General features: G+C 72.8%; 17 protein-coding genes. 8 read left to right on the top strand and 9 right to left on the bottom strand.

Annotated features, from left to right (window positions below; translation table 11 throughout):
* Positions 1-303 precede the first annotated feature (303 nt).
* The gene (locus ACFV9O_RS09930) at positions 304-1,698 is read left to right on the top strand and encodes an MFS transporter (RefSeq protein ID WP_385414762.1); all 1,395 of its coding nucleotides are present in this window, start codon (positions 304-306) and stop codon (positions 1,696-1,698) included.
* Between the two features lie 126 nt (positions 1,699-1,824).
* Here ACFV9O_RS09930 and ACFV9O_RS09925 read toward each other — a convergent pair whose 3' ends face one another.
* The 4 genes from ACFV9O_RS09925 to ACFV9O_RS09910 form a co-directional block, all read right to left on the bottom strand.
* A complete protein-coding gene (locus tag ACFV9O_RS09925; RefSeq protein ID WP_385414759.1) occupies positions 1,825-3,720 on the bottom strand; it encodes a helix-turn-helix domain-containing protein in 1,896 nt (631 codons plus the stop codon).
* A 177-nt stretch (positions 3,721-3,897) separates the two neighbouring features.
* Positions 3,898-4,725 carry a 3-hydroxybutyrate dehydrogenase gene (locus ACFV9O_RS09920; protein ID WP_385414756.1) on the bottom strand — a complete coding sequence of 276 codons (828 nt, stop codon included), beginning with the start codon at positions 4,723-4,725 and terminating at the stop codon, positions 3,898-3,900.
* Positions 4,726-4,809: 84 nt separating this feature from the next.
* A complete protein-coding gene (locus ACFV9O_RS09915; protein ID WP_385414754.1) occupies positions 4,810-5,292 on the bottom strand; it encodes an NUDIX domain-containing protein in 483 nt (160 codons plus the stop codon).
* A gap of 10 nt (positions 5,293-5,302) precedes the next feature.
* Positions 5,303-6,238 carry a hypothetical protein gene (locus ACFV9O_RS09910; protein ID WP_385414753.1) on the bottom strand — a complete coding sequence of 312 codons (936 nt, stop codon included), beginning with the start codon at positions 6,236-6,238 and terminating at the stop codon, positions 5,303-5,305.
* Positions 6,239-6,363: 125 nt separating this feature from the next.
* Between ACFV9O_RS09910 and ACFV9O_RS09905 the strand changes: the two genes are divergently transcribed.
* Entirely contained in the window at positions 6,364-9,804 is a 3,441-nt protein-coding gene (locus tag ACFV9O_RS09905) for a tetratricopeptide repeat protein (protein WP_385414750.1), read from the top strand.
* A gap of 68 nt (positions 9,805-9,872) precedes the next feature.
* Here the strand turns inward: ACFV9O_RS09905 and lnt are convergent, their stop codons facing one another.
* Positions 9,873-11,483, bottom strand: coding sequence for an apolipoprotein N-acyltransferase (lnt, locus tag ACFV9O_RS09900; protein WP_385414747.1), 1,611 nt, complete (start codon positions 11,481-11,483; stop codon positions 9,873-9,875).
* Between the two features lie 236 nt (positions 11,484-11,719).
* Between lnt and ACFV9O_RS09895 the strand changes: the two genes are divergently transcribed.
* Complete coding sequence (locus tag ACFV9O_RS09895) at positions 11,720-12,892, top strand: O-antigen ligase family protein (RefSeq protein WP_385414744.1); 1,173 nt, start codon at positions 11,720-11,722, stop codon at positions 12,890-12,892.
* A 36-nt stretch (positions 12,893-12,928) separates the two neighbouring features.
* Here the strand turns inward: ACFV9O_RS09895 and ACFV9O_RS09890 are convergent, their stop codons facing one another.
* Both ACFV9O_RS09890 and ACFV9O_RS09885 read right to left on the bottom strand, forming a co-directional pair.
* On the bottom strand, positions 12,929-13,489 hold the full coding sequence (locus tag ACFV9O_RS09890) for a hypothetical protein (protein ID WP_385414743.1): 561 nt from the start codon (positions 13,487-13,489) through the stop codon (positions 12,929-12,931).
* A 133-nt stretch (positions 13,490-13,622) separates the two neighbouring features.
* The gene (locus ACFV9O_RS09885) at positions 13,623-14,426 is read right to left on the bottom strand and encodes a glutamate racemase (protein ID WP_385414740.1); all 804 of its coding nucleotides are present in this window, start codon (positions 14,424-14,426) and stop codon (positions 13,623-13,625) included.
* Between the two features lie 58 nt (positions 14,427-14,484).
* On the opposite strand from ACFV9O_RS09885, the gene ACFV9O_RS09880 reads away from it, so the two are divergent.
* Complete coding sequence (locus ACFV9O_RS09880) at positions 14,485-15,669, top strand: glycosyltransferase (RefSeq protein ID WP_385414737.1); 1,185 nt, start codon at positions 14,485-14,487, stop codon at positions 15,667-15,669.
* A 13-nt stretch (positions 15,670-15,682) separates the two neighbouring features.
* Here ACFV9O_RS09880 and ACFV9O_RS09875 read toward each other — a convergent pair whose 3' ends face one another.
* Positions 15,683-16,978 carry a TerD family protein gene (locus ACFV9O_RS09875; protein WP_385414736.1) on the bottom strand — a complete coding sequence of 432 codons (1,296 nt, stop codon included), beginning with the start codon at positions 16,976-16,978 and terminating at the stop codon, positions 15,683-15,685.
* Between the two features lie 251 nt (positions 16,979-17,229).
* On the opposite strand from ACFV9O_RS09875, the gene ACFV9O_RS09870 reads away from it, so the two are divergent.
* The 4 genes from ACFV9O_RS09870 to ACFV9O_RS09855 all read left to right on the top strand — a co-directional run bounded on the left by ACFV9O_RS09870 (position 17,230) and on the right by ACFV9O_RS09855 (position 22,002).
* Positions 17,230-17,688, top strand: a complete 459-nt coding sequence (locus ACFV9O_RS09870) for a DUF6643 family protein (protein WP_385414733.1) — start codon at positions 17,230-17,232, stop codon at positions 17,686-17,688.
* Positions 17,689-17,758: 70 nt separating this feature from the next.
* On the top strand, positions 17,759-18,583 hold the full coding sequence (locus tag ACFV9O_RS09865; RefSeq protein WP_385414731.1) for an MOSC domain-containing protein: 825 nt from the start codon (positions 17,759-17,761) through the stop codon (positions 18,581-18,583).
* Between the two features lie 290 nt (positions 18,584-18,873).
* On the top strand, positions 18,874-19,482 hold the full coding sequence (locus tag ACFV9O_RS09860) for a hypothetical protein (protein WP_385414728.1): 609 nt from the start codon (positions 18,874-18,876) through the stop codon (positions 19,480-19,482).
* An 87-nt stretch (positions 19,483-19,569) separates the two neighbouring features.
* Entirely contained in the window at positions 19,570-22,002 is a 2,433-nt protein-coding gene (locus ACFV9O_RS09855) for a right-handed parallel beta-helix repeat-containing protein (protein ID WP_385414725.1), read from the top strand.
* On the opposite strand, the gene ACFV9O_RS09850 is transcribed toward ACFV9O_RS09855, so the two are convergent.
* The gene (locus tag ACFV9O_RS09850) at positions 21,972-24,494 is read right to left on the bottom strand and encodes a hypothetical protein (protein WP_385414724.1); all 2,523 of its coding nucleotides are present in this window, start codon (positions 24,492-24,494) and stop codon (positions 21,972-21,974) included. The genes ACFV9O_RS09855 and ACFV9O_RS09850 overlap by 31 nt on opposite strands.
* Positions 24,495-24,569 lie beyond the last annotated feature (75 nt).

Below are 24,569 nucleotides of genomic sequence, written 5' to 3'. Positions count from 1 at the left end.
AAACCCCGGATCAGGGCGAACCTGTACACCACTTCCCTGGACGCAACCGTGATGACGTGGGCTTTCAGTCAGCACCAAACCAGCACGGGAGTCAGCACGACGTCGCAAATCATGCCCGCAACTCGGACAGCCTCCTTCGCGGGCCTCGTCGAAGCCGTCGCGGAGACCCCGGCCGCCTCCATGGTGGTCGCGCGCACAGCAGGCGACTGAACTATGGTGTCCCACCACATGTGCCACTGACCTGCGTGTTTCTACGGTGTGGCGACACGAAATCGTCCCCGTCTCCGCTCGGAAGTGGTATCCATGACCGCCTCGGCAACCGCTCCACCCGCCCCCGGCTCGCTCAAGCGCATCGTCGCCGCGAGCCTCATCGGCACCACCATCGAGTGGTACGACTTCTTCCTCTATGGATCGGCGGCGGCGCTGGTCTTCAACAAGCTGTTCTTTCCGGAGCAGGATCCCCTGGTCGGGACCCTGCTGGCGTTCCTGACGTACGCCGTCGGCTTCGCCGCGCGGCCGCTCGGGGCGCTGGTGTTCGGGCACTACGGAGACCGGCTCGGGCGCAAGAAGCTGCTGGTGCTGAGTCTCCTGCTGATGGGCGGGGCCACGTTCGCGATCGGGCTGCTGCCGACCTACGCGACGATCGGCTCGGCCGCTCCCGTGCTGCTGACCGTTCTGCGGCTGGTGCAGGGGTTCGCGCTCGGCGGTGAGTGGGGCGGGGCCGTGCTGCTGGTGTCGGAGCACGGGGACGCCAGGCGGCGTGGGTTCTGGGCCTCGTGGCCGCAGACCGGGGCGCCGGCCGGGCAGTTGCTGGCGACCGGTGTGCTGTCGGCGCTGACCGCGCTGATGTCGGACGCCGCGTTCACGTCGTGGGGCTGGCGCATACCGTTCCTGCTCTCCGGGGTGCTGGTGATCGTCGGTTTGTGGATTCGTCTGTCTGTCGATGAATCGCCCGTGTTCAAGGCGGCAAGGGCCCAGGCCGAGGAGCGGAAGGCCGCCGCGGGGATTGCCGAGAAGATGCCACTCGTGGCGGTGCTGCGGCACCACTGGCGCGACGTACTGATCGCGATGGGCGCGCGGATGGCCGAGAACATCAGCTACTACGTGATCACCGCCTTCATCCTCGTCTACGCGACCACCCAGGTCGGGCTCAGCAAGCAGACCGCCCTCAATGCGGTCCTCATCGCTTCCGCGGTGCACTTCGCGGTCATTCCGGCGTGGGGTGCGCTGTCGGACCGGATCGGGCGGCGGCCCGTGTATCTGATCGGGGCCGTCGGCGTGGGCCTGTGGATGTTCCCGTTCTTCACGCTCATCGACTCCAAGTCGTTCGGCAGCCTGCTGCTGGCCGTCACCGTCGGACTGGTGCTGCACGGCGCGATGTACGCACCACAGGCGGCGTTCTTCTCCGAGATGTTCGCGACGCGCATGCGCTACTCGGGCGCTTCGATCGGCGCCCAGTTCTCCTCGGTGGCGGCCGGTGCGCCGGCCCCGCTGATCGCGACCGCGCTGCTCAACAACTACGGCAGCTCGACGCCGATCGCCCTCTACGTGATCGCCGCCGCACTGCTGACGATCGTCGCCATCGTCTGCGCCCGGGAGACCCGTGACCGGGACCTGGCCGATGTCGCGGCAGGGCAGGGCAGCCGTGACGCGTCGCACGACGCGGTGGCGACCGCCGACGCGCCGACTACGGCCTGAGCCAGGGCAGGATCCGCAGGCAGAGCATCCGAGCCGCGTGGAACGCTGTGAAGCAGCGTTCCACGCGGCTCGCTGCGTGCCATCGCGCTGCGTGCCGTCGGCGGGCACGCGGATCGCTCCGAGCCGTCAGCGGGCGACGGCCGCCGATATCGCGTGCAGCTGGAGTGCCAGCTGGAGCTCCAGGGCGCGGGCCGGTGACTGCCAGTCGTCCCCGAGGAGCCGTCCTATGCGCTCGAGCCGCTGCGCCACCGTGTTGACGTGGACGTGGAGCTCGTCCTTCGTACGGGCAGGGCTCATGCCGCTCGCGAAGTACGCGTCGAGCGTGCGCACCAGGTCCGTGCCGCGCCGTTCGTCGTAGTCCGCGACCGGGCCGAGCGTGCGCTGGACGAAGCCCTCGATGTCGCGTGTGTCGGCGAGGAGCAGGCCGAGGAAGCCCAGGTCCTCGGCCGCCGCGCCCTCTCCGGAGCGGCGCAGCAGCCGCAGGGCCTCGACGCAGCGGCGCGCTTCGGCGTAGGCGGTGGCTGTCGCGCCACGGGCGGTGGCGGGGGTCTGGACCGGGGACGAAGCGCCGACGGTGACGGGCTCGCGGAGGGTGCCGCCGAGTTGTCCGGCGGTCTGGCGGGCGAGCTCGGTGGCGCTGCCCGTGGGGCCGAGCGGCAGCAGCAGAACGGCTCCGCCGTCGCGGGCCGCGGCGAGGCCGTGGCGGGTGGCCGCGAGGTGGGCGGCGGCGGAGGCGAGGCGCTGACGGTCGGCGGTGGCGCGCTCCGCGCTGTCCCCTGTGGGGTGGGCGTCGATCCGGGCGGCGAGCACCACATGCGGGGCGTCCAGGTCGGCGTGGAGCCGGATCGCCCGGTCCCGTAGCAGCCGGGGATCGCGGTCGGGGGCGTCGAGGAGGTCGTCGAGCAGTTCGCCCCGCACCCGCTGCTCGGCCTCGCCGGCGGAGCGCCGGGCCAGCAGCAGGAGGGACGTCACCATGGCGGCCCGCTCCAGCGTGCGCCGGTCGACGGGATCGAGGGACGGCTGGCCGTGCAGGACGAGCGCGCCCAGCAGCTCGCCACCGGCGGACACCGCGGCCACCCAGTCGTCGGCATGCGCGATCGCGTGGCCGTCGGTGCCGTCCAGTTGCAGCGCGGCGAGCCAGGGTGCGGCGGGGTCGGCGAACTCGACGGTGCCGTCGAGGACCTCGGAGAGTGCGTCGGCGACATCGTGGACACCGCCGCCGTGCAGCACGAGCTCCGTGAGCCGGTCGTGCACGTCCGAGGCGCGCTCGATGACGGCACTGTGGTCACGGATGATCTCGTTGGCCCGCTCCAGCTCGGCGAGCGCGGTGCGGGTCTCGGCGAGCAGGTTGGCGGTGTCGATGGCGACCGCGGCATGGGCGGCGAACGAGCCGAGCAGCGCCACCTGCTCGCGCTCGAAGACGCGGGCGCGGCGATCGGCGGCGAAGAGCACGCCGATCACCTGGCTGCCGAGCATCAGCGGTACGCCGAGGATCGCGACAAGGCCCTCGTCCCGCACGCCCGAGTCGATGGCGCGGGTGTGCTGGAAGCGTTCGTCGTCGAAATAGCTGTCGGTCACATACGGTCGGGCGGTCTGGGCGACGAGTCCGCCGAGCCCCTCCCCCATACCGAGCCGCAGCTGCTGGAACCGCGCCGAGACCGAGCCTTCCGTGACACGCATGTACGTGTCGCCGGCGGCCGGGTCGTTGAGGCTGAGATACGCCACCTCCGTGCCGAGCAGCGAACGGGCGCGCTGCACAATGGCCCGGAGGACCGCGTCGAGGTCGCGCAGACCCGCGAGATCGTGCGCGGTCTCGAAGAGCGCCGACAGCTCGGCCTCGCGGCGCCGCCGGCCCTCCAGCTCGGCGCGCACGCGCAGCGCGAGCTGCTTGGCATGCTCCAGCCCGGACAGCGTCTCGGGGGCCGCGCCGCTCGCACGGGCGAGCAGCAGGGGCCGGTCGTACGCCTCCGCGGCGGCGCCGCGGGCGAGGAGCTCCAGGTAGGAGGCCTGATCGTGGGACATGAACACAGGGATACCTGCCGTGCGGGGGGTCGCACCAGCCCCTGTGGACGACGCGGCCCCTGTGGACAACTCCGTCACCCCCGCCACCGCCCCGGCCGGTACGAGCCGGCATGAGTCCGTTACGAGTCCGGTGCCGGGGCGGCAGTGGGTCAGTGGCATCGCGCCGGGCGACGCGCCTCAGTGCGCCGACCAGCCTCCGTCCATCGTCAGCGACGTGCCGGTGATGAAGGACGCCTGCGGCGTGCAGAGATAGGCGACCGCCTCGGCCACCTCCTCCGGCTCGATGAGCCGCTTGAGCGCGGAGTCCTTCAGCAGGATGTCGGCGACGACCCGGTCCTCGGGAACACCATGAGCCGCCGCCTGGTCGGCGACCTGCTTCTCGACCAGTGGGGTGCGCACATAGCCGGGATTGACGCAGTTGGAGGTGACCCCGTGCGAGGCGCCCTCCAGCGCGGCGGTCTTGGAGAGCCCCTCCAGACCATGTTTGGCGGACACATACGCGGACTTGTAGGCCGAGGCCCGCAGCCCATGAACGGAGGAGATGTTCACGATCCGGCCCCACCCCTGCCCGTACATGTGCGGGAGCGCGCCCCTGATCAGGCGGAAGGGTGCCTCGAGCATGACGGTGAGCACGGTGTGGAAGACGTCCGGCGGGAACTCCTCGATGGGGCGCACCAGCTGCAGCCCTGCGTTGTTGACAAGGATGTCGGTACCCGCGGCCGCCGCCTCCGCCGCGTCGAGGTCGGTCAGGTCGAGGACGTGCGGTTCCAAGGAACCCGTTGTCCCCGGCCCCAGGGACTGCTCGACGAGGGCGTCGAGTCCGTCCGCATCCCTGTCGACGGCCCTGACCTTGGCCCCGGCGGCCGCGAGCCGCAGCGCACAGGCGCGGCCGATGCCACCCGCCGCTCCGGTGACGAGTGCGGTACGGCCACCGAGGTCGAGGGCGAGACCGACGGAGGGCGTGGACGCCAGGGCATGGGGGGCGGGACCCGGATTCATGGTCATGTTCCGCACCCTAGGCAGCGCTCACGCACCGACCGATGTGGGCAGCGCCCACAGTTCATTCAGGCTCAGTGGCGTCGAACCACGTCACTCAGGCAGGGTGGCGTCGAACCACGTCGGTCCATCGCTCAGCGCTTGCTTGATCCGGAAGAGGGCGAACTCCTGCAGCTCCGGCAGCGCGTCCACCGAGAACCAGCCCACCTCCAGCGACTCCTCGTCATTGACGCGCGCCTCGCCGCCGACAGCACGGCAGCGCAGGCACACGTCCATGAACTGGCACTGGTCGCCGTTCGGGTACGTCACCGGCTTCGGCAGCGCCTGCACGAGCACGACCCGCTCCGCGACACAACGCACCGCGGTCTCCTCGTACACCTCACGCACGGCCGCCGCCGCGGGCTGCTCCCCCGGCTCCGGGATGCCGCCGATGATCGACCACTTGCCGGTGTCGGCCCGTCTCCCCAGCAGCACCCGTCCCTCGTCGTCGAAGACGATCGCGCTGACGCCCGGCAGATACAGCAGTTGGGTGCCCGCGCTGGCCCGGATCCGACTGATGAAATCAGGAGTACCCATACCGCCGACCCTATGCGGTGATCCCGCGCGCCGCCTTCAGGGCCTCGACGAGCGGCATCACGGTCTCGCGATGGCCCAGGTACTTGACCGCAGGATGGGCGTCCAGCCCCGGGTTGCTCACTCTGCGCGTCGGCTCGAGCACATCGTGCGGCCCCAGCAGCACCTTGCGCAGCTCGAGCGAGGCCACGATGTAGTCGTCGCGGTCGGCGACGTTCACCCACCGCCCCAGCCCCTCCGGGGCGCACGGCGGCTGCGGGCGCACCCTCTCCCGGACGATCGTCCGCAGCCCGAGCGGCGAACCGAAAGTCACCAGCAGCGGCAACGACTGCGACCGCTCGAGCCGGTGGATCGCCTCGTACGCGACGACCGTCCCCAGCGAGTGGGCGTAGACGGCCTTCGTCTCGGGGCCGATCTCCGTCAGCACGGCCGCCACCGCCCGCTCGCGTACCGCCTCGTCGTCGAGGTACGCGGCCACCTGTGCCAGATTGCGCAGCAGCACGGTCTTGAGCGCGGCGAAACCGGCGCGGGCCACGACGCCGCAGCGCGCGAGGCTGCCGATCGTCAGCCGCAGCACCTCGGCCATCCCCTGCTCGGGCCCCAGCTGCTCACGGAACGCCGCCAGCTCGCGGGCCGCCTCCTCCCGGTCGGCCGGATCGCCCGCGTGCTCCTCCACGTTCAGGAGGAAACCCTCGCCGACCCTCTGGGCCGTGCCGGCCATCGACTCCGGCAGCGGGTCATCCCATTTGTCCTTGGGTTCGTACGGCTTGAACAGGTCGCGGTAGTACGCCATCGCCGTCGTCACGTGCCCCTGTGCCAGCCCGTCGGCGAGAGCGTGCTCGTCCGCCGCGCGCAGCGTGTCCGCGATGGCCGCCACCCACTCCGTGTGCAGTTCCTCGGCAGGCTGGTCGACCGGCCCGATGCCATGTACGAGTACGACTTCCGCCACGCTGCCCCGTCCCCCTCCACCTTCACCCCGGCCCGACCGTCCCGGTGCCGGACTCAGCATCGCTTCCGTCCTGACCGATGGTCAACTTCCCGCCCGGGAGCCTCGGTTGCCTGGATAATGATCCAATGCACAAGCGCTATGCACTGGTCGTCGCGTCGCAGTGGGACGCCCCGGGCCGCCATCTGGACGAGCTTGCCGCACAGGCCGAGCAGCTGCGGTCGTGGCTGCTCCACCCCGACCGGGGCCGTTGCGCCCCCGCCCACGGCGACGGACTCCTGCTCGACCCCGGCTCCGTGGACGAGGTGAGGGACGCGGTGGCCGGTGCCTTCGCGCACGCGGCCGCCTCCGCCGCCTCGGCCTCCTCCACCGGACGGGCACGGGCCACGCTGGTGCTGGCCTTCCTCGGCCACGGCGTCGGCGTGCGCGACCAGGAATTCCTCTTCCCGGTACGCGACACTCCCCTGTCCCCGGACGCCACGACGGCGTACGCACTGCCGGAGGGGCTGCGCGACGGGCTCGCCCGCAACACGGACGTCCGCGCGCTCGCGGTCGTGGTCGACACCTGTGAGTCGGGGGTCGCCGCGCTGACCGGCGCCCGCGAGTGGATCCCCGTGTCGATGGAGCAAGGGCGGGAGATCGGACTGATCACCTCGTCCTCCAGCGATCAGCCGTCGTACGGCATGGCGTTCGTCCGGGGTGTCAACAAGGTTCTGGCCGACGGTGACGCGCGGCTCGGCGAGAGTCTCTACGACGACGACGTGCGCTGGGCGGCGGGCCTCACCGTGCGCGGGCAGCAGCCGCAGACGCTGCGCCACGGCGGCAGTTACAGCGATGAGCGGGGGCCCGTCCGGCAGCACTGGATCGCCCAAAACGTCGCGCATCTGCGCCCGTACAGCGTGCTCGCGAGCACCGCGCCCGGGAAGGCCCAGCTCCAGCATCTGCGGTGGTTCCAGAAGCCCGCGCATCTGACGGAGGTGATCACGGCCGCGACCGGACACCGCGCGGTCGCGGTCGTGGGGCGCAAGGGGCACGGCAAGAGCCTGCTGACAGCCGCACTGTGCCGGCCCGAACTGCTCCCGCATACCGCCCGGTTGTCGGTCCCCGCCCTCGCCCATCTGACCGCCGATTCGGTCGACGACAGCGTGCTCGCACGGATCGGCCGCCAACTGGAGCAGTATCTCCCGGGGTTCGCCGATGCCGTGGCCGCCTTCCACCAGGAGGTGGCGAAGCCGGAGCGCGACCAGATGCCGCCGGAACTCCGGCTGGTGGCCGAGCCGTTGCGGCGGTACAGCCGCGCAGACGAGGCAGCGCCGGTACGGATCGCCGTCGACGGGCTCGACCAGCTCGAGCCGAGCGTGCTCCGCCGGCTCGCCGACGCCCTGTGCCGGCTGGTCGAGGCGGCCCCCGACTGGTTCGGGATCGTGGTGACGGCGCGCGACGGACTGGACCTGCCGCCGGAATGGCACACCGTCATCCTCCCTCCGGCCACCGAACGCGAGCTCGGCGGTTTCCTCGACGCACAGGCGTACGACCCGGAGGGGCGCGCGGATCTCCTCCGCAGGGCCGCGGGGAACTGGCAGATCGCGAGTCTGCTGGTCACCTATGGTGCCGAGGCCGGAGACCTGCCGACCGAGGACGAGCTGTACGAGGAGGCGCTGGGCCGTGCCCGCAAGCGGGCGCCCGACGGCCGGGAGGAGTGGGTCGACGCCGTGCTCACCGTGCTCGGCGCAGCGGGCCAGGGTCCGGTTCTGCCCCGCTCGCTGCTGCGCGAGGGCGCGCGACTGCTCGGCGGGCCCGAGTCGGACACTGCGCTGGACGAGGTCCTGGCGCTGCTTCCGGGGCTGCTGAGCCGCGTGCGGGTGTCCGCCGGCTCAGACGGTCACGGCCGCCCCGAGGACTTCGGGTACGCGGACGATTCCGGTGCCCCGGCGGTGGAGGTGATCGGCATCGACCACCAGACCCTCGTCGAGCACATCGAGCACTTCGAGCACGGGCTGTCGCTCGCCGAAGGACACCACGCGCTCGCCGAAGCCTTGGTGGGAATGGCCCCCATGGACCAACACAGGCAAGGAGATCCGTTGCACGACTACGCCCGCGAGGCCGAGCCGGTCCACCTGTGGGAGACGGGGGCGTACGACCGGCTGCTCGACAGCCTGGAGCAACGGGGCTCGGGCGACGCTGCCGCCAACCGCGACCGCTGGGAGGCCTGGTGCGCCCGGCTCGCGCAGCCGGGCAGGCCGGGCCCCGAGCACCCGACGACGCTCCGGGCGCGTCAGCGGGCCGCGTACTGGGCCGGGCGCGCGGGCTCGTACCGGCGTTCCCGCGCCATGTACGAGGACGTGCTCGCCGTCCAGTCCCGGGTGCTCGGCACCGACGACGAGGATCTGCTGGAGAGCCGGCACCGCATCGCCTACGCGGCGGGCCAGACCGGGAGCTTCGCGGAGGCCGTCGAGCTGCACTCCGCGCTGCTCGCCGACCAGTTGCGGGTGTTCGGCCCCGACGACCGCCGCACGCTGGAGACCCGCCACCACATCGCGTACTGGACCGGGCGCGGCGGAGCGATGGCGGAGGGCCTGCGGCTCCACGAAGAGCTGCTGCCGCACCAGACACGGGTACTGGGGCACAAGCACAAGGACGTCCTGGAGAGCCGCCACTACATCGCGTACTGGTACGGGCGCACCGGACGGCAGGAGGAAGCCCTCGTGTTGCACGAGGAACTGTTGCGCGACCGCATCGGGGTCTTCGGCGAGGCGGACGAGCAGGTGATGTTCAGCAGAATGAACATCTGCAAGTTCACCGCCGAAGCGGGGCGTCTGCGGGAGGCCCTGGACGCCTACCACGAGCTGCTGCCCGTGGTGGAACACCACAAGAGCGCCGACCACCCGGACACGCTGCTGGTGCGGCTGAACATCGCTCGCTTCACCTGGGAACTCGGCGACCGCGAGGAAGCGCTGCGGCTGCATGTCGCGCTTCTCGACGACCAGCGACGGGTCAACGGGGAGCGCCACCCCACCGCGCTGATCACCCGGCACAATCTGGCCTGGCTGCACGGCGAACTGGGCGATGCGGCGCGGGCCGCGAGCGAGCTGGCCGCCCTGTTCGACGAGCGGGCCGAGGTCTACGGCTCGGAACGTCATCCGGAGGTGCTCACGACCCGGCTCGGCGTGGCCTGGTGGACGGCGGAGGCCGGCGACCCCGCGGCCGGTGCCGCCCTGCTGCGCGAGGTGCTCGACGAGCGCGTGCGGGTGCTCGGACCGGACCACCCGGATGTGCTCGACGCACGTTCGCGGCTGGGCGAGCTGCTCGGCAGAGTGGGTGGGGAGCATACGGCCGAGGCGGTGACACTGTTGCGCGCCACTGTCGCCGAGCAGTCGGAGCGCAACGGGGCACGGCATCCGGGCACGCTGGCGTCACGGGCCCGGCTCGCCGATGCACTCCTGCGTGCGGGGCGAAGGGAGGAGGCGCGGGCACTTCTCGCGGAGCTGCTGCCGCATCAGTCGGCGGTGCTGGGACCCGAGCATCCGTACACGGTCCGCACGCGGGAAGAGCTCGGGGCGGGCGGCTGAGCGGGCCCAACGGCCCCTGGTGGCGCGCAACGCCACCAGGGGCCTCAGGGCTCGTCGGCCCGTCGGCTTCAGTCTTCCTGGCGCCCGCGTCCGCCGGCCCGGATGCGCGCGTAGCCCACCCAGCCGAGCGCGCCCGCCGCGAGCGCGGCCAGGACGCCCTCGGGCAGCGTGCCCATGCGGGTCGCGGGGGTCAGCGAGGAGCGGAGCGGGACCTCGGCGACCAGGGCGTCGGGGGTGAACATCTTCGTCTGCTGGACGATCTTCCCGTCCGGGCGGATCACCGCGCTGACGCCGCTCGTGACCGGGACGACGACGGCACGGCCGTGCTCGACGGCCCGTACCCGCGACATCGCCAGCTGCTGGTACGTCATCTCGCTGCGCCCGAAGGTCGCGTTGTTGCTGGGCACGGAGATGAGCTGGGCACCGTGCGTGACGGTGTCCCGGACCGCCCAGTCGAAGGCGGCCTCGTAGCAGGTGGCGAGGCCCACCTTGGTGCCGGCGAGGTCGAAGACGCCCACCTTGTGCCCGGGGCCGAAGTCGCGGCGGACGCGGTCGACGTTCGAGTTGAAGACCCGGACGAAGGACCGCATCGGGATGTACTCGCCGAACGGCTGGACGTGCCGCTTGTCGTACGTGGCGACGGGGCCGCGCTCCGGGTCCCACTCGATCAGGGTGTTGCGGAGTTTGCCGGTCTCCGGGGTGACGACCGCGCCGATCACGGTGGGCGCGCCGATCTTCCTCACGGCCTCGTCGATCACGAGGCGCGCGTCACCGTTGCGGTACGGGTCCAGGTCGGAGGAGTTCTCCGGCCACAGGACGAAGTCGGGCTTGGCCACCTTGCCCGCCGCGACGTCGGCCGCGAGCTGCTCGGTGCGGCGCGCGTGGTTGTCGAGGACCGCGCGGCGCTGTGAGTTGAAGTCGAGTCCGAGGCGCGGCACATTGCCCTGGATCGCGGCGACGGTCGCGGTGCCGTCCTCGGCCGAGTCGTCGACGAGCGGCAGTGCGGCGAGCGCGGCGGTGACGGGCACGAGGACGGTGAGCGCCGCTGCCGCGAGAGGGCCACGGGGCAGTTCGCCGGTCCTCCGGTACGCCACGATCCGCCGCCCGGTCTCGTACAGCCCGAAGCCGCACAGGACGACGCCGAAGCCGAGCACGGGCGTGCCCCCCACCGCGGCGAGCGGCAGGAAGACACTGTCCGCCTGACCGAAGGCGATCTTGCCCCAGGGGAAGCCGCCGAACGGCACACGTGCGCGGACGCCCTCGCCGAGGATCCAGACGGCCGCGCCCCACACCGGCCACCACGGCAGCCGGCTCACGAGGGCGATGCCCACACAGGTGACGGCGATGAAGAGCGCCTCGACGGCGGCGAGCGCGAGCCACGGGCCGGCTCCGACCTCCTCGCCGGTCCACACGAGCAGCGGGAGCAGGAAGCCGAGGCCGGAGAGATACCCGAGGCCGAGGGCCGCGCGCCAGCGGCGCCCTCGCAGGCACCAGCCGAGCAGCGCGAAGCCGGGCAGCGTCAGCCACCACAGGGGCCGCGGCGGGAAGCTCAGGAAGAGCAGCACCCCGGACAGTGCGGCCGCGCCGGGCCGTACGAGCCGCCGCAGCAGCCGGTGGGCCCGGTCTCGGGGGGCTTGGACGGGCTGCTCGGTCTCGACGGAGGTCATGGTCGCGCTCACGTGCCGGAGTCTACGGGCGCGGGATGGATGGACGGCAGTGCGGCCCAGTGCGGGCCACCCTCGACGGGGGTCGGCGGACCCGGCGGTGGTCCGCAGACCGAAGCCCCAGGGACACAGTTCCTGCGCAATCCATCCACAAACCCTCGTCCCTGCCGTTACCGTGTGCGCCAGTCCTGTCCCCCTGCCCTTCCAACAGGCGGCAGACAGGGCCCGTCACAGGTCGGGGGGTCGACGGGATGGCAGCACCGCCGGGCCGGTCGCCGGCCGTACGGGAGCACGAGGAACGGGAGCCGCAGGGCCGGGAGTCACGGGACCGGGAGCGGCAGGACCGGGGCAGCGCCCCCGACGCCGTCGGTGTCGCCGCCCTCGGCTGCTGCGCGGCCTGGGCGCTGGTCAGTGCGGCCGGCCGGGACGCACGCCCCGAGGGGGTGCTGCTCGCCGTGCTGGCCGTCGCCGCGGGGTACGCGTGCGGGCGGATCTGCGGAACGCTGCTGCCGGTGAGTGCCGCGGCCGCCGCCGCGCTCGGCGGGCTCGGCCTGGCGATCGCCTTGCCGCACGGGATGCCGGGGGTGATGACCATGGCGCCGGCCCCGCCGGGATCCACGGGTGCGGCCGCCGCGTTGCTGGTCCTGGCGACGGGAGCGGCGTGCTGCGCCGCGTCGGCGGCCCGGCCACTGGCCGTCCGCCTCGTGCTCCGGCTGCTGGCCGTCGCCGTCGTCTGTACGTCGCTCGTGCTCGGCTCGGTCGCGGGGTTCGCGGCGGCCCTCGGCGTGCTGCTGTGTTCGCTTGCGGCGGCCCGGATGCGCCGCCGGCTGCTGGGGCTCGCGGGCTTCGCGCTGGCCACGGCGCTCATGACGGGCGGCTCATGGGCGATGGCGCAGGATGCGCTGCCGGACGGGCTCACGGTCTCGCTCCAGGGGCAGCTCACCCAGCACCGGGTGCAGCTGTGGCACGACGCGGCCGCCCTCGCGGAGCAGCATCCGGTGCTCGGCGCGGGCCCCGACCGGTTCGGCGATCTGAGCCCGACGGTGCAGGAGTCGCTGTACTCCGACGGCAAGCCGCACTCGGCCCCGCTGCAGCAGGCGGCGGAGCAGGGGTTCGTGGGCGCGGGGCTGCTGGGGGCGCTGTACTGCTGGATGCTGTACGGCCTGTGGCGCTCGTCGCGGTCCACGGCGGTGGTCCTGAGCGCGGGTGCCGCGCTCACGGCGCTCGCCGCGCTGGCAACCGTCGGCAATCCGCTGAGCTTCACGCCGGTCACCGCGGGCGCCGGTCTTCTCGCCGGCCTGGCCACGGCCCGCCCGGCCGCGGACGGCTTCCCGGCCCCGGACGCGTTCCCCTTCACTCCGTTGCCCCCGGCGCGCAGCGCCGGACCGAAGGACGCCGCTCAGGACACCCGTCATCCGGCCTGACGCCGGCCGGGCAGGTGGGCGGGGATCCCCGGGGCCTCAGGCCCCTGCCGCCGTCCCCGTCGCGGCCAGGCGCAGTCGGTGGCGGATCACCCGTACCGCGGACTCGGCATCGTCGACGGTGACCGTGAAGGTCCTGCCGTCGCCGAGTCGCAGGACGATGCCCTCGCCGCGGCGCACGATGACGGCCGTGCCCTTCTCGGGGCGCCAGCGATAGCCCCAGCCTCCCCATTGGCGTGGGCAGACCCTGGGGACGAACTCGGCGCCCACCACGGACGCGAGGGGGATCCTCCGGCGGGGCACGCCGATGTGACCGCAGCGCACCTCCAGGGCCTCGTGGTCCACGGTGACCGCGACATGAACGAAGGCAAGGGTGCCGAAGAGCATCAGCAGCCCGGCCGCGACGCAGCCGATCACCGACATCAGGAGCGCGATGACGCCCGAGGTCCAGGGTGAGTCGACGGCGAGTTCGATGCCGAGCGCCATGCAGCCCGCACCGGCGGCCGCGAGTACCCATTGGATGCGGTTGCGCGCGCGGCCGGTCCAGATCTCGGGCAGTGGCTCAGCGGCCTGCCCCTCGGTTCGAGGCTGGTCCGTCATGCGTAGCAGCGTACTCACGTTCCGCTCGCGTGGCACCGGCTCCCGGCGCCCGGGAAACGCGACCGCGGCAGCCTGGCGCACCCCCGTCGTCGCAGGCAGGAACGGGGACCGTCCGGCTCGCGCCGCGGTCTGCTCAGTGCGCGGGAGTGACCGGATTCACGGCGCCGAGCAGCCGGCCCTCGGCGTACGTCAGCGCCGCCCCGGGCAGTGCTCCCTCACGCCCGCTGAGCAGCACGGTCAGCCGGGTGGTCGGGGTGGCGGCGGGCTCGGGCCTGGCGTCGATGCGGCGCAGGGCCTGGGCGGCGACGGCCCCGGCGGAGCCATGTAGCGCGACCGGCGGCAGCCCGTCCGGGCGGCCCGCGGAGACGGCGGTACGGATGCGCTCGGCGACGAGCTCGTAGTGGGTGCAGCCGAGGACCACCGCGCGTACGTCCATCGGAGTGAGTTCGGCCGCCGCGGCGACGGAACGGTCGATGGCGTCCTCGTCGGCCTGCTCGACGGCGGCCGCGAGTCCGGGGCAGGGGACCTCGGTGACGTCGGCGCCGTCGGCGAAGTCGCGGATGAGGCCGCGCTGGTAGGGGCTGCCGGTGGTGGCGGGGGTGGCCCAGATGGCGACGCGGCCGCCGCCCGCGGCGGCGGGCTTTATCGCGGGGACCGTACCGATGACGGGCAGGCCGGGCTCCAGTTCGGCGCGCAGCGCGGGCAGCGCGTGCACGGATGCGGTGTTGCAGGCGACGATCAGCGCGTCGGGGCGGTGGGCGGCGGCGGCGCGGGCGGTGGCGAGCGCGTGCTCGGTCACGTCGTCCGGCGTGCGCGGGCCCCAGGGCATCCCGTCGGGGTCGGAGGAGAGGACCAGATCCGCGTCCGGCCGCAGCCGGCGCACCGCGGCGGCCGCCGCCAGCAGACCGATTCCGGAGTCGATGAGCGCGATCTTCACCCGGTCACCCTAGCCGACGGCCCTTGCGGTCCCGCCAATGTGGGGCACACTGCGGCGAATGAGCACCATTGCGTGGATCGCCGTGGGGTCCCTGGCCGCGTGGCTGTGGCTGCTGCTGGGGCAGGGCTTCTTCTGGCGTACGGACCAGCGGCTGCCGCGGCGTACGGCGCCGCTGCCCTGGCCGTCCGTCGTGATCGTCGTACCGGCCAGGGACGAGGCCGGGGTCCTGCCCGAGAGCCTGCCGTCGCTGCTGCGGCAGTCCTATCCGGGCGAGGCGGAGGTGATCCTCGTCGACGACGGCAGCACGGACGGTACGGGCGAACTCGCCCGCAAGCTGTCCGTGCGGTACGAGGGGCTGCCGCTGACCGTGACCTCGCCGGGTGAACCGGAACCGGGCTGGACGGGCAAGCTGTGGGCGCTGCGGCACGGCATCGCGCTCGCGCGGAGCCGGGGACCTGAGTATCTGCTGCTCACCGACGCCGATATCGCGCATGAGCCGGACAGCCTGTGCGAGCTGGTGGCGGCGGCCCGCACCAACGGCCTCGACCTCGTATCCCAGATGGCGCGGCTGCGGGTCGCCACGGCCTGGGAGCGGCTCGTGGTGCCGGCCTTCGTCTACTTCTTCGCCCAGCTCTATCCGTTCCGCTGGATCAACAGGAGGCGGGCCTGGACGACGGCCGCGGCGGGTGGGTGCGTGCTGCTGCGCACGGACGCGGCCGAGCGGGCGGCGATCCCCGACTCCGTGCGGCAGTCGGTCATCGACGACGTGGCGGTGGCGCGGGCGGTGCGGCGGGCCGGCGGCCGGGTGTGGCTGGGGCTCGCCGAGCGGGTGGACAGCATCCGCCCGTATCCCCGGCTGGCGGATCTGTGGCGGATGGTGTCGCGCAGCGCCTACGCCCAGCTGCGGCACAATCCGCTGCTGCTGGCGGGGACGGTGGCGGGGCTCGCGGTGGTGTATCTCGCGCCGCCCGCCGCGGTGTGCGCCGGGCTGTTCGGTGCGGACGCCCCCGGCGACACGGTGGCGGGCTGGGCCGGGTTCCTGGCGTGGGCGGTGATGACCGGGACGTACGTGCCGATGCTGCGGTACTACCGGCAGACGCTGTGGCTCGCTCCCCTGCTGCCGTTCACCGCCCTGCTCTACCTCCTGATGACGGTCGACTCGGCGGTGCAGCACTACAGGGGACGCGGTGCGGCCTGGAAGGGGCGTACGTACGCCCGTCCCGAAGCCGCACCGGACCGTTGACGCCGGGCGTAGGTCACTTCCTGCCGGGTGTCCAGTTCATGCCCCATCCGTAGGCGTAATCGATGGTGCGCTGGGGGCTCACACCGCGCTCCGGTACGAGATAGCGCGCCTCGCGCTGGACGACGAGGTCTCCGCCCTGGTTGGTGAGGAGGGCGAGGGCGCAGACCGTGGAAGGGACGGTGCACTCGTCGAGGGAGAAGTCGATGGCGGCGCCGTGCTGCGGCTGGAGGGTGACCGTGGCGTGGAGGTCGGCGAAGCTGCGGGCGCCTTCGTAGATGGTGACGAAGATGACGACGCGGCGGAGCTTGTCCTTGTGGTCGAGGTTGATGGTGAGGTTCTCGCCGGTGGCCACGGCGCCGGTGCGGTCGTCGCCGTCGAGATGGATGTACGGGGGCTGGTGGAGCGCGCCGTACGCGTTGCCGAGGGCCTGGACGACTCCCTTGCGGCCGTCGGTGAGCTCGAAGAGCGCGCACAGGTCGAGGTCGAGATCGGAGTGCACGGCCACGGCCCGGCCGAGCTTGGCGCCCCAGCCCTTGAACTGCTTGCGCACCTCCCAGTTGAGGTTGACGCGCATGGCGCCGGATGTGCCGCCCTGTTTGTTGAGCGAAACGGTCGGCGCCTCCTTCGTCAGCGTGACCTTGGTGAGGCGCACGGGCGCGGGGGGCGCCGCGGGCGCAGGCGGGGCCATGGGCGCCGGCGGGGGCACGGGCGCGGGAGCGGGCATCGCAACCGGAGGCGCCGGGGCCGCTACGGGGGCAGGGGGCGCCGCGGCCTGCTGGGGTTCGTCGACCGTGATGCCGAAGTCGGTCGCGAGGCCCTCGAGTCCGCTCCCGTACCCCTGGCCGACCGCGCGGAACTTCCACGCGCCCTGGCGCCGGTACAGCTCACCGAGGATGAAGGCGGTTTCGACCGTCGCGTCCTGGCTCTCGTAGCGCGCGATCTCCGTGCCCCCGGCGGCGTCGAGCACGCGCACATAGAGGCCCGGCACCTGCCCGAAGCTGCCACCGTCCGCCGATGCGGCGAGGACGATCCGCTCGATGGCCGGCTCGACGCGGCTCAGGTCGACGACGAGGCGGTCGGTCGTCCCGCCCCCTGCGGTGCGCTTGCCGTCGTGGCGCACCGCGCCCGAGGCGTGTTGGGGCTGGTTGTAGAAGATGAAGTCCGCGTCGGAGCGGACCTTTCCGGATCCGGAGTCGAGCAGCAGGGCCGACGCATCGACGTCGGGTACCCCGTTTCCCGAACGCCAGCCCAACTCGACATGAACGCTCGGCGCGGGTACTGGAACATTCGCTCCCTTGAGCATGGACATTCTCGCCCCCATCACGGGTCCTCGTGCCCGGACAATTCCGTGCCGACAACCTAGCCGCGGCGTCGCCCCGGCGCCCCCCGCGACCCGTGGGTAACCCCTTCTCAGCTTGCCCTTTACACGATCTAGACATCGCGCGACGACCGTTTTTCCCGAATTCGCTCGCATTGGGGATCCACGGTCACTTGTAACACGTCAAACAACCCTCTTATCGGGCTCCCCAACCAGCACATCGTGGGCTTAACTTATGTGCCATGACCTCCCCCCGCTCCACCTACGGCGGCGGTTACTACGCCGCGCCGTCGTTCCCCGACACCCCGATCTACGACTCCCTGGTCGCTGAGCGGGGCACGCCTCAGATCGCCCCGATCCGAGTGCCTGCCGCATACGACACCGTCGGCAGCTATCTGCCGGCGCTGCCCGCGGCGCTGCCCGCCCTCCCGGCGGCTCCCTCGCACCCCACTCCCGCGCCTTCGTACGGCTACCCGCAGCCGATGCAGCAGCCCGTCCCGCTTCAGCAGGCGCCCGCGCCGTACATCCCGCAGCAGCCGGCCGCCCCCCGCGGCTACCCGGGCGCGCAGCCTCAGCCCATGGCCCGTCCGATGGCGGGCGGCTACGAGTCGATGCGCCCGGCCGCGGCACCGCGCCCGATGCCCACCCCGGCTCCGTACGAGGACCCGTACAACCGTCCGTACCAGGGCGGCGGGTACTGACCGACGGGTTCCGAGCGGGGCGGCAGGCGTCGCCCGGCGGGACGCGCGGTGTTGCTGGCAGGATGACTGTATGCCGAATCCAGTGCTCCGTTCCGTCCATGTCCACCCGGTCAAATCCGTCGCGGGATACGCGCCGGACGCTGCCGTCGTGGAGCCGTGGGGCCTCGCGGGTGACCGCCGCTGGATGGTCGTCGACCAGACGGGCAGGGCGGTCACGCAACGCCAGCACGCCCGGCTGGCCTTGGCCTCTGCCGAGCCACTCGCGGACGGCGGTGTCCGGCTGTCCGCGCCCGGCCTGGCGCCGCTGGCGGTCGCGGTGCCCGGGACCGTCGGTACGGCGGTCGTGGAGCTTTTTGGGGAGAAGGTGGAGGCGGTGCCCGTCGGCGCCGCCTCCGACGCATGGTTCGGCGCGTTCCTGGGCGTGCCGGTCCGGCTGATGCACCTCGACGACCCGGCGCACCGCCGCCCCGTCGATCCCGACTACGCGCTGCCGGGCGAGACGGTGTCCTTCGCCGACGGCTTTCCGCTGCTCATCACGTCCGTCGCCTCCCTCGACGCACTGAACTCCCTCATCGCACAGGGCGACCACGCCGACGAAGGCCCGCTGCCCATGAACCGTTTCCGCCCCAATCTCGTCGTGGACGGCACACCGCCGTGGGCCGAGGACGACTGGAGGCGCATCCAGGTGGGCGAGGTCCGCTTCCGGGTGGCCAAGCCGTGCGGCCGCTGTGTCGTGACCACCACCGACCAGCAGACCGCGGAGCGCGGCAAGGAGCCGCTGCGCACCCTCGCCCGGCACCGCCGCTTCGGGGACCGGCTGGTCTTCGGCCAGAACCTGGTCCCTGAGCACACCGGCACCGTGCGGGTCGGGGATCCCGTACGGATCCTCGGCTAAGCCGCGCCTCGTCGATCATCGGCTGCCTTCCCGAGTCCCCAAACCCGCACCACGCCGGCCGGTCGGAAACCGGGTGCGGACTGGACGGCCCCGGGCTGTTGCGGCTGACGATCGCTGCCCGGTTTCTCCGGACACGAGCATGGCACCCGTCCGCCGGCCACCCCGGGGAACCTCGCGCGGACCCCGGCACGTTGGGTAGGTGAACGGGTGAGCTTGCTCTCTCTTCGCTCCACCCGCGCGTACGCGCTGCCCTACGGGTCTATGACGGAGAGGGAAGGGGGTGCGGGACAGTGCGCGCAATCACCGGACTCTGGCGCTGGCGGCACAATCCCCTGCGTCGCGCCACCGATCTCGTCGAGGCATGGGCGGCACTGGCCGCCGTCCTGCTGCTGACCCTCGCGGTGCCGGCCGCCGGGTGGCTCTGCGGCGGGTTGGCCGACGCCGAGCTCCGCGAATCCGTGCGCGCCCAGCGGGCGGAGCGGCACGCCACGACGGCACGGGTGCTGCGCGCGGCGCCGAAGCCGCGGCAGGCCGTGGCCGATCCGGAGGCGGGGATGGACCACCGGTCCCGCCGGATGGTGGTCGCCGAGTGGACCGGTGCGGACGGCAGCCGGCACACCCGCACGATGGCCACCGGCAACCGGACGGCGGACCCCGGTGACACGTTCCGGATATGGACGGACGACGAGGGGAACGCGGTCACCCGCCCCATGGACACGGACACCGCGCGGGCGCACGCCGTGCTCGCGGGCTTCGGCGCGGCCGTCGTCGCGGCCGGTGCGGTGGAGGGCGCACGGCGGTTGTTCGTATGGCGGCTGATACAGCGGCGGTATGCGCGGCTCGACCGTGCGTGGGCGAAAGCCGGTCCCGACTGGGGCCGTACGGGCGCGGGCAGCTGACCGGTCAACTCCCGCCCGCCGCGCGCGCTACGGTGGTGCGACGCGTGGCACGGCAGTCGACCGACGGGGTGGGGGCAGATCAGCACCATGGCACAGGGCACGGTCCAGGTGACGCACACCGGCACATCGCGGTGGCGGCGCCGCACGGGCGAGTACGCCTCCCTCGCCGCAGCCCTCGAGGCCGCCGGTGACGGTGACGTCCTCACCGTCGCGCCCGGTACGTACCGGGAGAATCTGGTGGTGCAGCGCGCCGTGACCCTGCGCGGGACCGAGGGGTCGGTCGGCTCGGTGCGGATCGCCCCGCCCGAAGGGGTTCCCCTGACCGTGCGCGCCTCGGCGACCGTGCAGGACCTTCATGTCGAGGGCCAGGACACGGCGGCACCCGCGCTGCTCGTCGAGGACGGCGCACCGGAACTGACGGACCTGCGGATCGTCACGCGGTCCGCCGCGGGCATCGAGGTGCGTGGGGCGGCGCGCCCGACCGTGCGCCGGTGCACCGTCGACAATCCGGCCGGGGTCGGCATCGGCCTCCTGGACGGCGCGGGCGGTGTGTTCGAGGAGTGCGAGGTCGTCGCGGCCGGACAGGCCGGCGTCTCGGTGCGGGGCGGCGCGCATCCACGCCTGGAGCGCTGCCGGGTGCACCACGCCTCAGGCGCGGGGCTGAGCGTCACCGGCGAGGCCACTGCGCTGGAGGCGCTGGGCTGCGAGGTGTACGAGATCAAGGGCACGGGCGTGCAGATCGCCTCGCGCGCCACGGCCCATCTCACCGACTCCAGCGTGCACCGCACTTCGTCGGACGGCATCACCCTGGACACGGACGCGGTGCTCACGCTCTCCGACTGCGACATCCACGACGTTCCGGAGAACGCGGTGGATCTGCGGTCCCGTTCGGTGCTCACCCTGACCCGGTCGACGGTGCGGCGGTTCGGCCGCAACGGGCTGTCGGTGTGGGACCCGGGCACCCGGGTGGACGCCAACCAGTGCGAGATCCACGACAGTACGGGCGACTATCCGGCGGTCTGGGTCAGCGACGGCGCGACCGTCGTCCTCGACTCGTGCCGCGTCCACGATGTTCCGGATGCCCTCTTCGTCCTCGACCGCGGATCGCGGGCCGACGTCGTCGACAGCGATCTTTCCCAGGTGCGCAACACGGCGGTGTCGGTCAGCGACGGCGCCACCGCCCAGCTCGACGACTGCCGTATCCGGGAGGCCTCCACGGGCGCGTGGTTCCGCGACCACGGAAGCGGCGGCACGCTCAGCAACTGCACCATCGACCAGGCCCAGACGGGCGTCATCGTCACCAAGGGCGCCGATCCGTCGATCGAGCGCTGCACGGTGACATCCCCCGCCGAGGCCGGTTTCTACGTCTCCGCGGAAGGCCGCGGCACGTTCCACGGCTGCCGGGTGACCGGCAGCGGCGGCTACGGCTTCCATGTGACGGACGGCTGCCGTACGACGCTGACCCGCTGCCGCACCGAGCGATGTGCGCGCGGTGGCTACGAGTTCCCCGCAGAGGGCCTCGTCGTGGAGGACTGCACCAGCGACGAGAGCGGCGTACGGTCCGCACCGCGGCGGACACCGGCGGTGCTGACGACGCCCCCGGCCGACCGCTCGTCCGGCGGACTGCTGGGCACGATCCCCGGACAGCGCGTCGCCGAGCCCGCGCCCGGCCCCGCGCCCGCTCCCGAGGCGGACGCGGCGTCCCCCGTCCGTGCGTCGGCCGCCGTGCTCGGTGAACTCGACGGCCTGGTCGGCCTGGAGAGTGTCAAGCGGGAGGTCCGTACGCTCACGAACATGATCGAGGTCGGCAGGCGGCGCCAGGAGGCGGGCCTGAAGGCCGCCTCCGTCCGCCGTCATCTGGTCTTCACCGGCTCCCCCGGCACCGGCAAGACGACGGTCGCCCGCCTGTACGGCGAGATCCTGGCGTCGCTCGGGGTGCTGGAGCGCGGGCATCTCGTCGAGGTGTCCCGGGTGGACCTGGTCGGTGAGCACATCGGCTCGACCGCGATCCGCACGCAGGAGGCCTTCGACCGGGCACGCGGCGGGGTGCTGTTCATCGACGAGGCGTACGCGCTCTCCCCCGAGGACTCCGGACGCGACTTCGGCCGCGAGGCCATCGACACCCTGGTGAAGCTGATGGAGGACCACCGGGACGCGGTCGTGGTCATCGTCGCCGGGTACACGGCGGAGATGGAGCGGTTCCTGTCCGTCAACCCCGGTGTGGCGTCCCGCTTCTCACGCACCATCACCTTCAGCGACTACGTCCCGGACGAGCTGCTGCGGATCGTGGAGCAACAGGCCGAGGAGCACGAGTACCGGCTGGCCGACGGCACGGCCGAGGCGCTGCACAAGTACTTCACGGCGCTGCCGAAGGGGCCCGCGTTCGGCAACGGCCGGACCGCGCGGCAGACCTTCGAGTCGATGGTGGAGCGGCACGCGGGCCGGGTCGCCGAGCTCACCGAGGTGAGCACCGACGACCTGACCCTGCTCTATCCCGAGGACCTGCCCGAACTGCCCTGAGTCCGCAGGGTCCCGCCGGCCGCTGCCGCGCCGTCGCTGTCGACGGTGGTCCCGCCGCCCTCGCCGGCCGTCCCTCCGCGCTGGCGCGGCAGTGGGGGTGGCAGCCGGTCCAGAAGCTCCTCGCGCTCCTGGGCGAAGGCCGGGTCGGCCTGGTAGTCGGAGTGCCCGAGGACGGGCTCCGGCAGCGGATGCGTGTCCGTACGCCCGTACACGACCGGGTCCTTGAGGGCTTCCCGGTCGACCTCGGGCTTGCCGTCCTCGGCGGGGACCCGGACCGGGCCGCCGATCGGGTCGGTGTGCCGCCAGAGGTTGCGCCAGCAGTGCAGCTCCTGGTGGAGCGCGCGCAGCGGGGCGGGCCCGAAGTAGGCGGGGAACCAGCGGCCGTAGAGCCGCTCCAGCGGGGAACCGTAGGTGAGCAGGGCGACCCGGTGCCGGGTGCCCGGCGGGAGCTGCCAGACCGCGGCGGCGGCCAGCACACTGCCCTGCGAGTGGCCGGAGATGACGAGCCGTCCGCCGGTGCTGCCGGTCCAGGAGGCCATCCGCCAGGTGAGGTCGGGCACGGCGCGCTCGGCGTAGCAGGGCGGGGCGAAGGGGTGCGCGGCGCGCGGCCAGAACGTGCCGACGTCCCAGAGGATGCCGATGGTGCGGCGGGCGGATGCGTCGCGGTACGCCCGCCGGCCCCAGGTGACGAAGAGGAGGAAGCCGAGCCCGACGAGCCAGGAGCCGAGGGTCTGGGCGGCTTCGGCGGCGGCCTCCACGACCGGGTGGGCACGCTGGAACGCCTCCCCCGGGACATCGCCGCTCACCCAGGCACCGACCACCGCGCCCGCTCCGAGCAGCAGGGTCGCCACGCAGACGATGCCGATGACGGTGGGAGCGGCGTCGGTGAGCGCCGCCCTCGCCCTGGTGCCGGCGATCCGCCGGGTACGGACCTCGTCGGGCCGCTCGTCCGGGTAGTCCCCCTCGACCCGGGCGGCGAGGGCCCGGGCGGTTCGCCAGGTCCGTACGCCGAGGGCCGCGAGCGGGGCGAGCAGCAGGAACAGCAGTACGGGGATGACGGACGCCTGCCAGCTCAGCAGCACCGGCGGTCCGACGATGGGCCCTCCGCCCACGCCGGGGGTGCCGGCGCCGTCCAGCCAGTCGGCGACGCGCTGGGCGACCCCACCGGTCATGACACCGCCCAGGGCACAGGCGAGCAGCGCGACCGCGGGGCCGCCCATGCCGTACATCGCGGTACGGGAGTGCCGGACCCGGCGGTACAGGACGTGCGCGGTGACGGCGAGGGCGACGATCAGGCCCCCCTGGGCGAGGGTGATGACGCGGAAGGCGGTGTCGCCGGGGAGGGTGCCGTGGGAGACCCAGCCCGGCCGCGACCAGGACGCGTACAGCATCGACAGGGCGAGCAGGCCGAGGGAGACGCCGGGCAGCCAGCTGACGACGGCGTGGTCGATGCGGTTGTCGATGACCTTCTCGCTGCGGCCCCGGCGGAAGACGACGCCGACGACGACGGCCCCGGCGAGGACGAGTACCGACTCCAGCGCCCAGCCCGCGACCTCGAGGGCGAGTGTGTCGGCGCTGCGGTCGTGGCGTGCGGCCGCCCCGGCGACGGCGGCGGCGATGACCAGGAAGCCGGCGCCGGTGTGCGCGGCCCGAAGCCGGGCGACGACGCGCCGGCCGTACCAGAAGCCGGGTCGCCCGAGCGCGGGGTGAACCGCCGATTCCGCGTCCCGCGCGGTGTGTTGCTCACCGTCCTCGCCGTTCTCGCCGTTCTTCTCCTGGCCCTTGTCCGCGCCCTGCTCGTCATCCTTGTCCGCGTCCTGCGTCGTGGTGATGTTGGGCGGGCGCTGCGACTCGTACGCGCTCCACGTGCGGTTGGAGAGGTACCAGAGCAGCCCCACCAGACCGGCCGGCACCAGCGCCGCGAGCGAGAGGCGGCGTCCCGGCTGCGTCCACCAGCCGTCGCCCGCGGCGGAGAGGAAACCGAGCCAGGAGCGGTTCGCCGAGCAGGCGGCCGAGCCTGCGCACTGCCAGGCGGTCAGATCGAGCGCCACCTCGCAGGCGGCGGCGGTGAGCAGGGCGGTGAGGCTCAGCGCCACGAGCCGTACGAGCATCCCGTAGAAGCGGACCGCCCTCGCGGGACCCTTGGTCGTGGGCCGCATCCAGTGGGCCAGATTGCCCACCATGAACGGCAGGAGCAGCAGCCAGAGCGCGCGGGCGCCGTTCCCCGAGGTGAGGTTGGACCAGCAGTACGCCTCGGGGACGGGCCCGTTCCCGTACCGCTCGGGGTGGTTCTCGGCGTCGGCGTCCTCGGGCCGCCGGTACACGGCGGCGGTCGCGTCGCCGGTGATCCGGACCGTACGGGGATCGTCGAGCATGTCCTGCGGGGTGGCCCCGCCGACGCCGTGGACCAGCAGCTCCAGCGCGGCACCGCCGCGCTGCTGGACCGGGTCGGCCGGGACCGGGTCGGCCGGGACCGGGGTGGCAGGGGACACTTCTGTGACTCGCTCTCTGGTGGGATGATCGGCGCGCGACCAGAATCCCCGATCATGGGCCGCACCGCACCGTTC

Origin of the sequence: Streptomyces sp. NPDC059909 (assembly GCF_042730885.1) — a bacterium.
Lineage (GTDB): Bacteria > Actinomycetota > Actinomycetes > Streptomycetales > Streptomycetaceae > Streptomyces.
This window is presented reverse-complemented; position numbering and strand designations above follow the sequence as displayed.

Excerpts from the sequence above, each read along its gene's own strand:
- ACFV9O_RS09930 (WP_385414762.1), top strand. The coding sequence starts at position 304 with ATGACCGCCTCGGCAACCGCTCCACCCGCCCCCGGCTCGCTCAAGCGC.
- ACFV9O_RS09925 (WP_385414759.1), bottom strand. The coding sequence starts at position 3,720 with ATGTCCCACGATCAGGCCTCCTACCTGGAGCTCCTCGCCCGCGGCGCC.
- ACFV9O_RS09920 (WP_385414756.1), bottom strand. The coding sequence starts at position 4,725 with ATGACCATGAATCCGGGTCCCGCCCCCCATGCCCTGGCGTCCACGCCC.
- ACFV9O_RS09915 (WP_385414754.1), bottom strand. The coding sequence starts at position 5,292 with ATGGGTACTCCTGATTTCATCAGTCGGATCCGGGCCAGCGCGGGCACC.
- ACFV9O_RS09905 (WP_385414750.1), top strand. The coding sequence starts at position 6,364 with ATGCACAAGCGCTATGCACTGGTCGTCGCGTCGCAGTGGGACGCCCCG.
- ACFV9O_RS09895 (WP_385414744.1), top strand. The coding sequence starts at position 11,720 with ATGGCAGCACCGCCGGGCCGGTCGCCGGCCGTACGGGAGCACGAGGAA.
- ACFV9O_RS09890 (WP_385414743.1), bottom strand. The coding sequence starts at position 13,489 with ATGACGGACCAGCCTCGAACCGAGGGGCAGGCCGCTGAGCCACTGCCC.
- ACFV9O_RS09880 (WP_385414737.1), top strand. The coding sequence starts at position 14,485 with ATGAGCACCATTGCGTGGATCGCCGTGGGGTCCCTGGCCGCGTGGCTG.
- ACFV9O_RS09875 (WP_385414736.1), bottom strand. The coding sequence starts at position 16,978 with ATGTCCATGCTCAAGGGAGCGAATGTTCCAGTACCCGCGCCGAGCGTT.
- ACFV9O_RS09870 (WP_385414733.1), top strand. The coding sequence starts at position 17,230 with ATGACCTCCCCCCGCTCCACCTACGGCGGCGGTTACTACGCCGCGCCG.
- ACFV9O_RS09865 (WP_385414731.1), top strand. The coding sequence starts at position 17,759 with ATGCCGAATCCAGTGCTCCGTTCCGTCCATGTCCACCCGGTCAAATCC.
- ACFV9O_RS09855 (WP_385414725.1), top strand. The coding sequence starts at position 19,570 with ATGGCACAGGGCACGGTCCAGGTGACGCACACCGGCACATCGCGGTGG.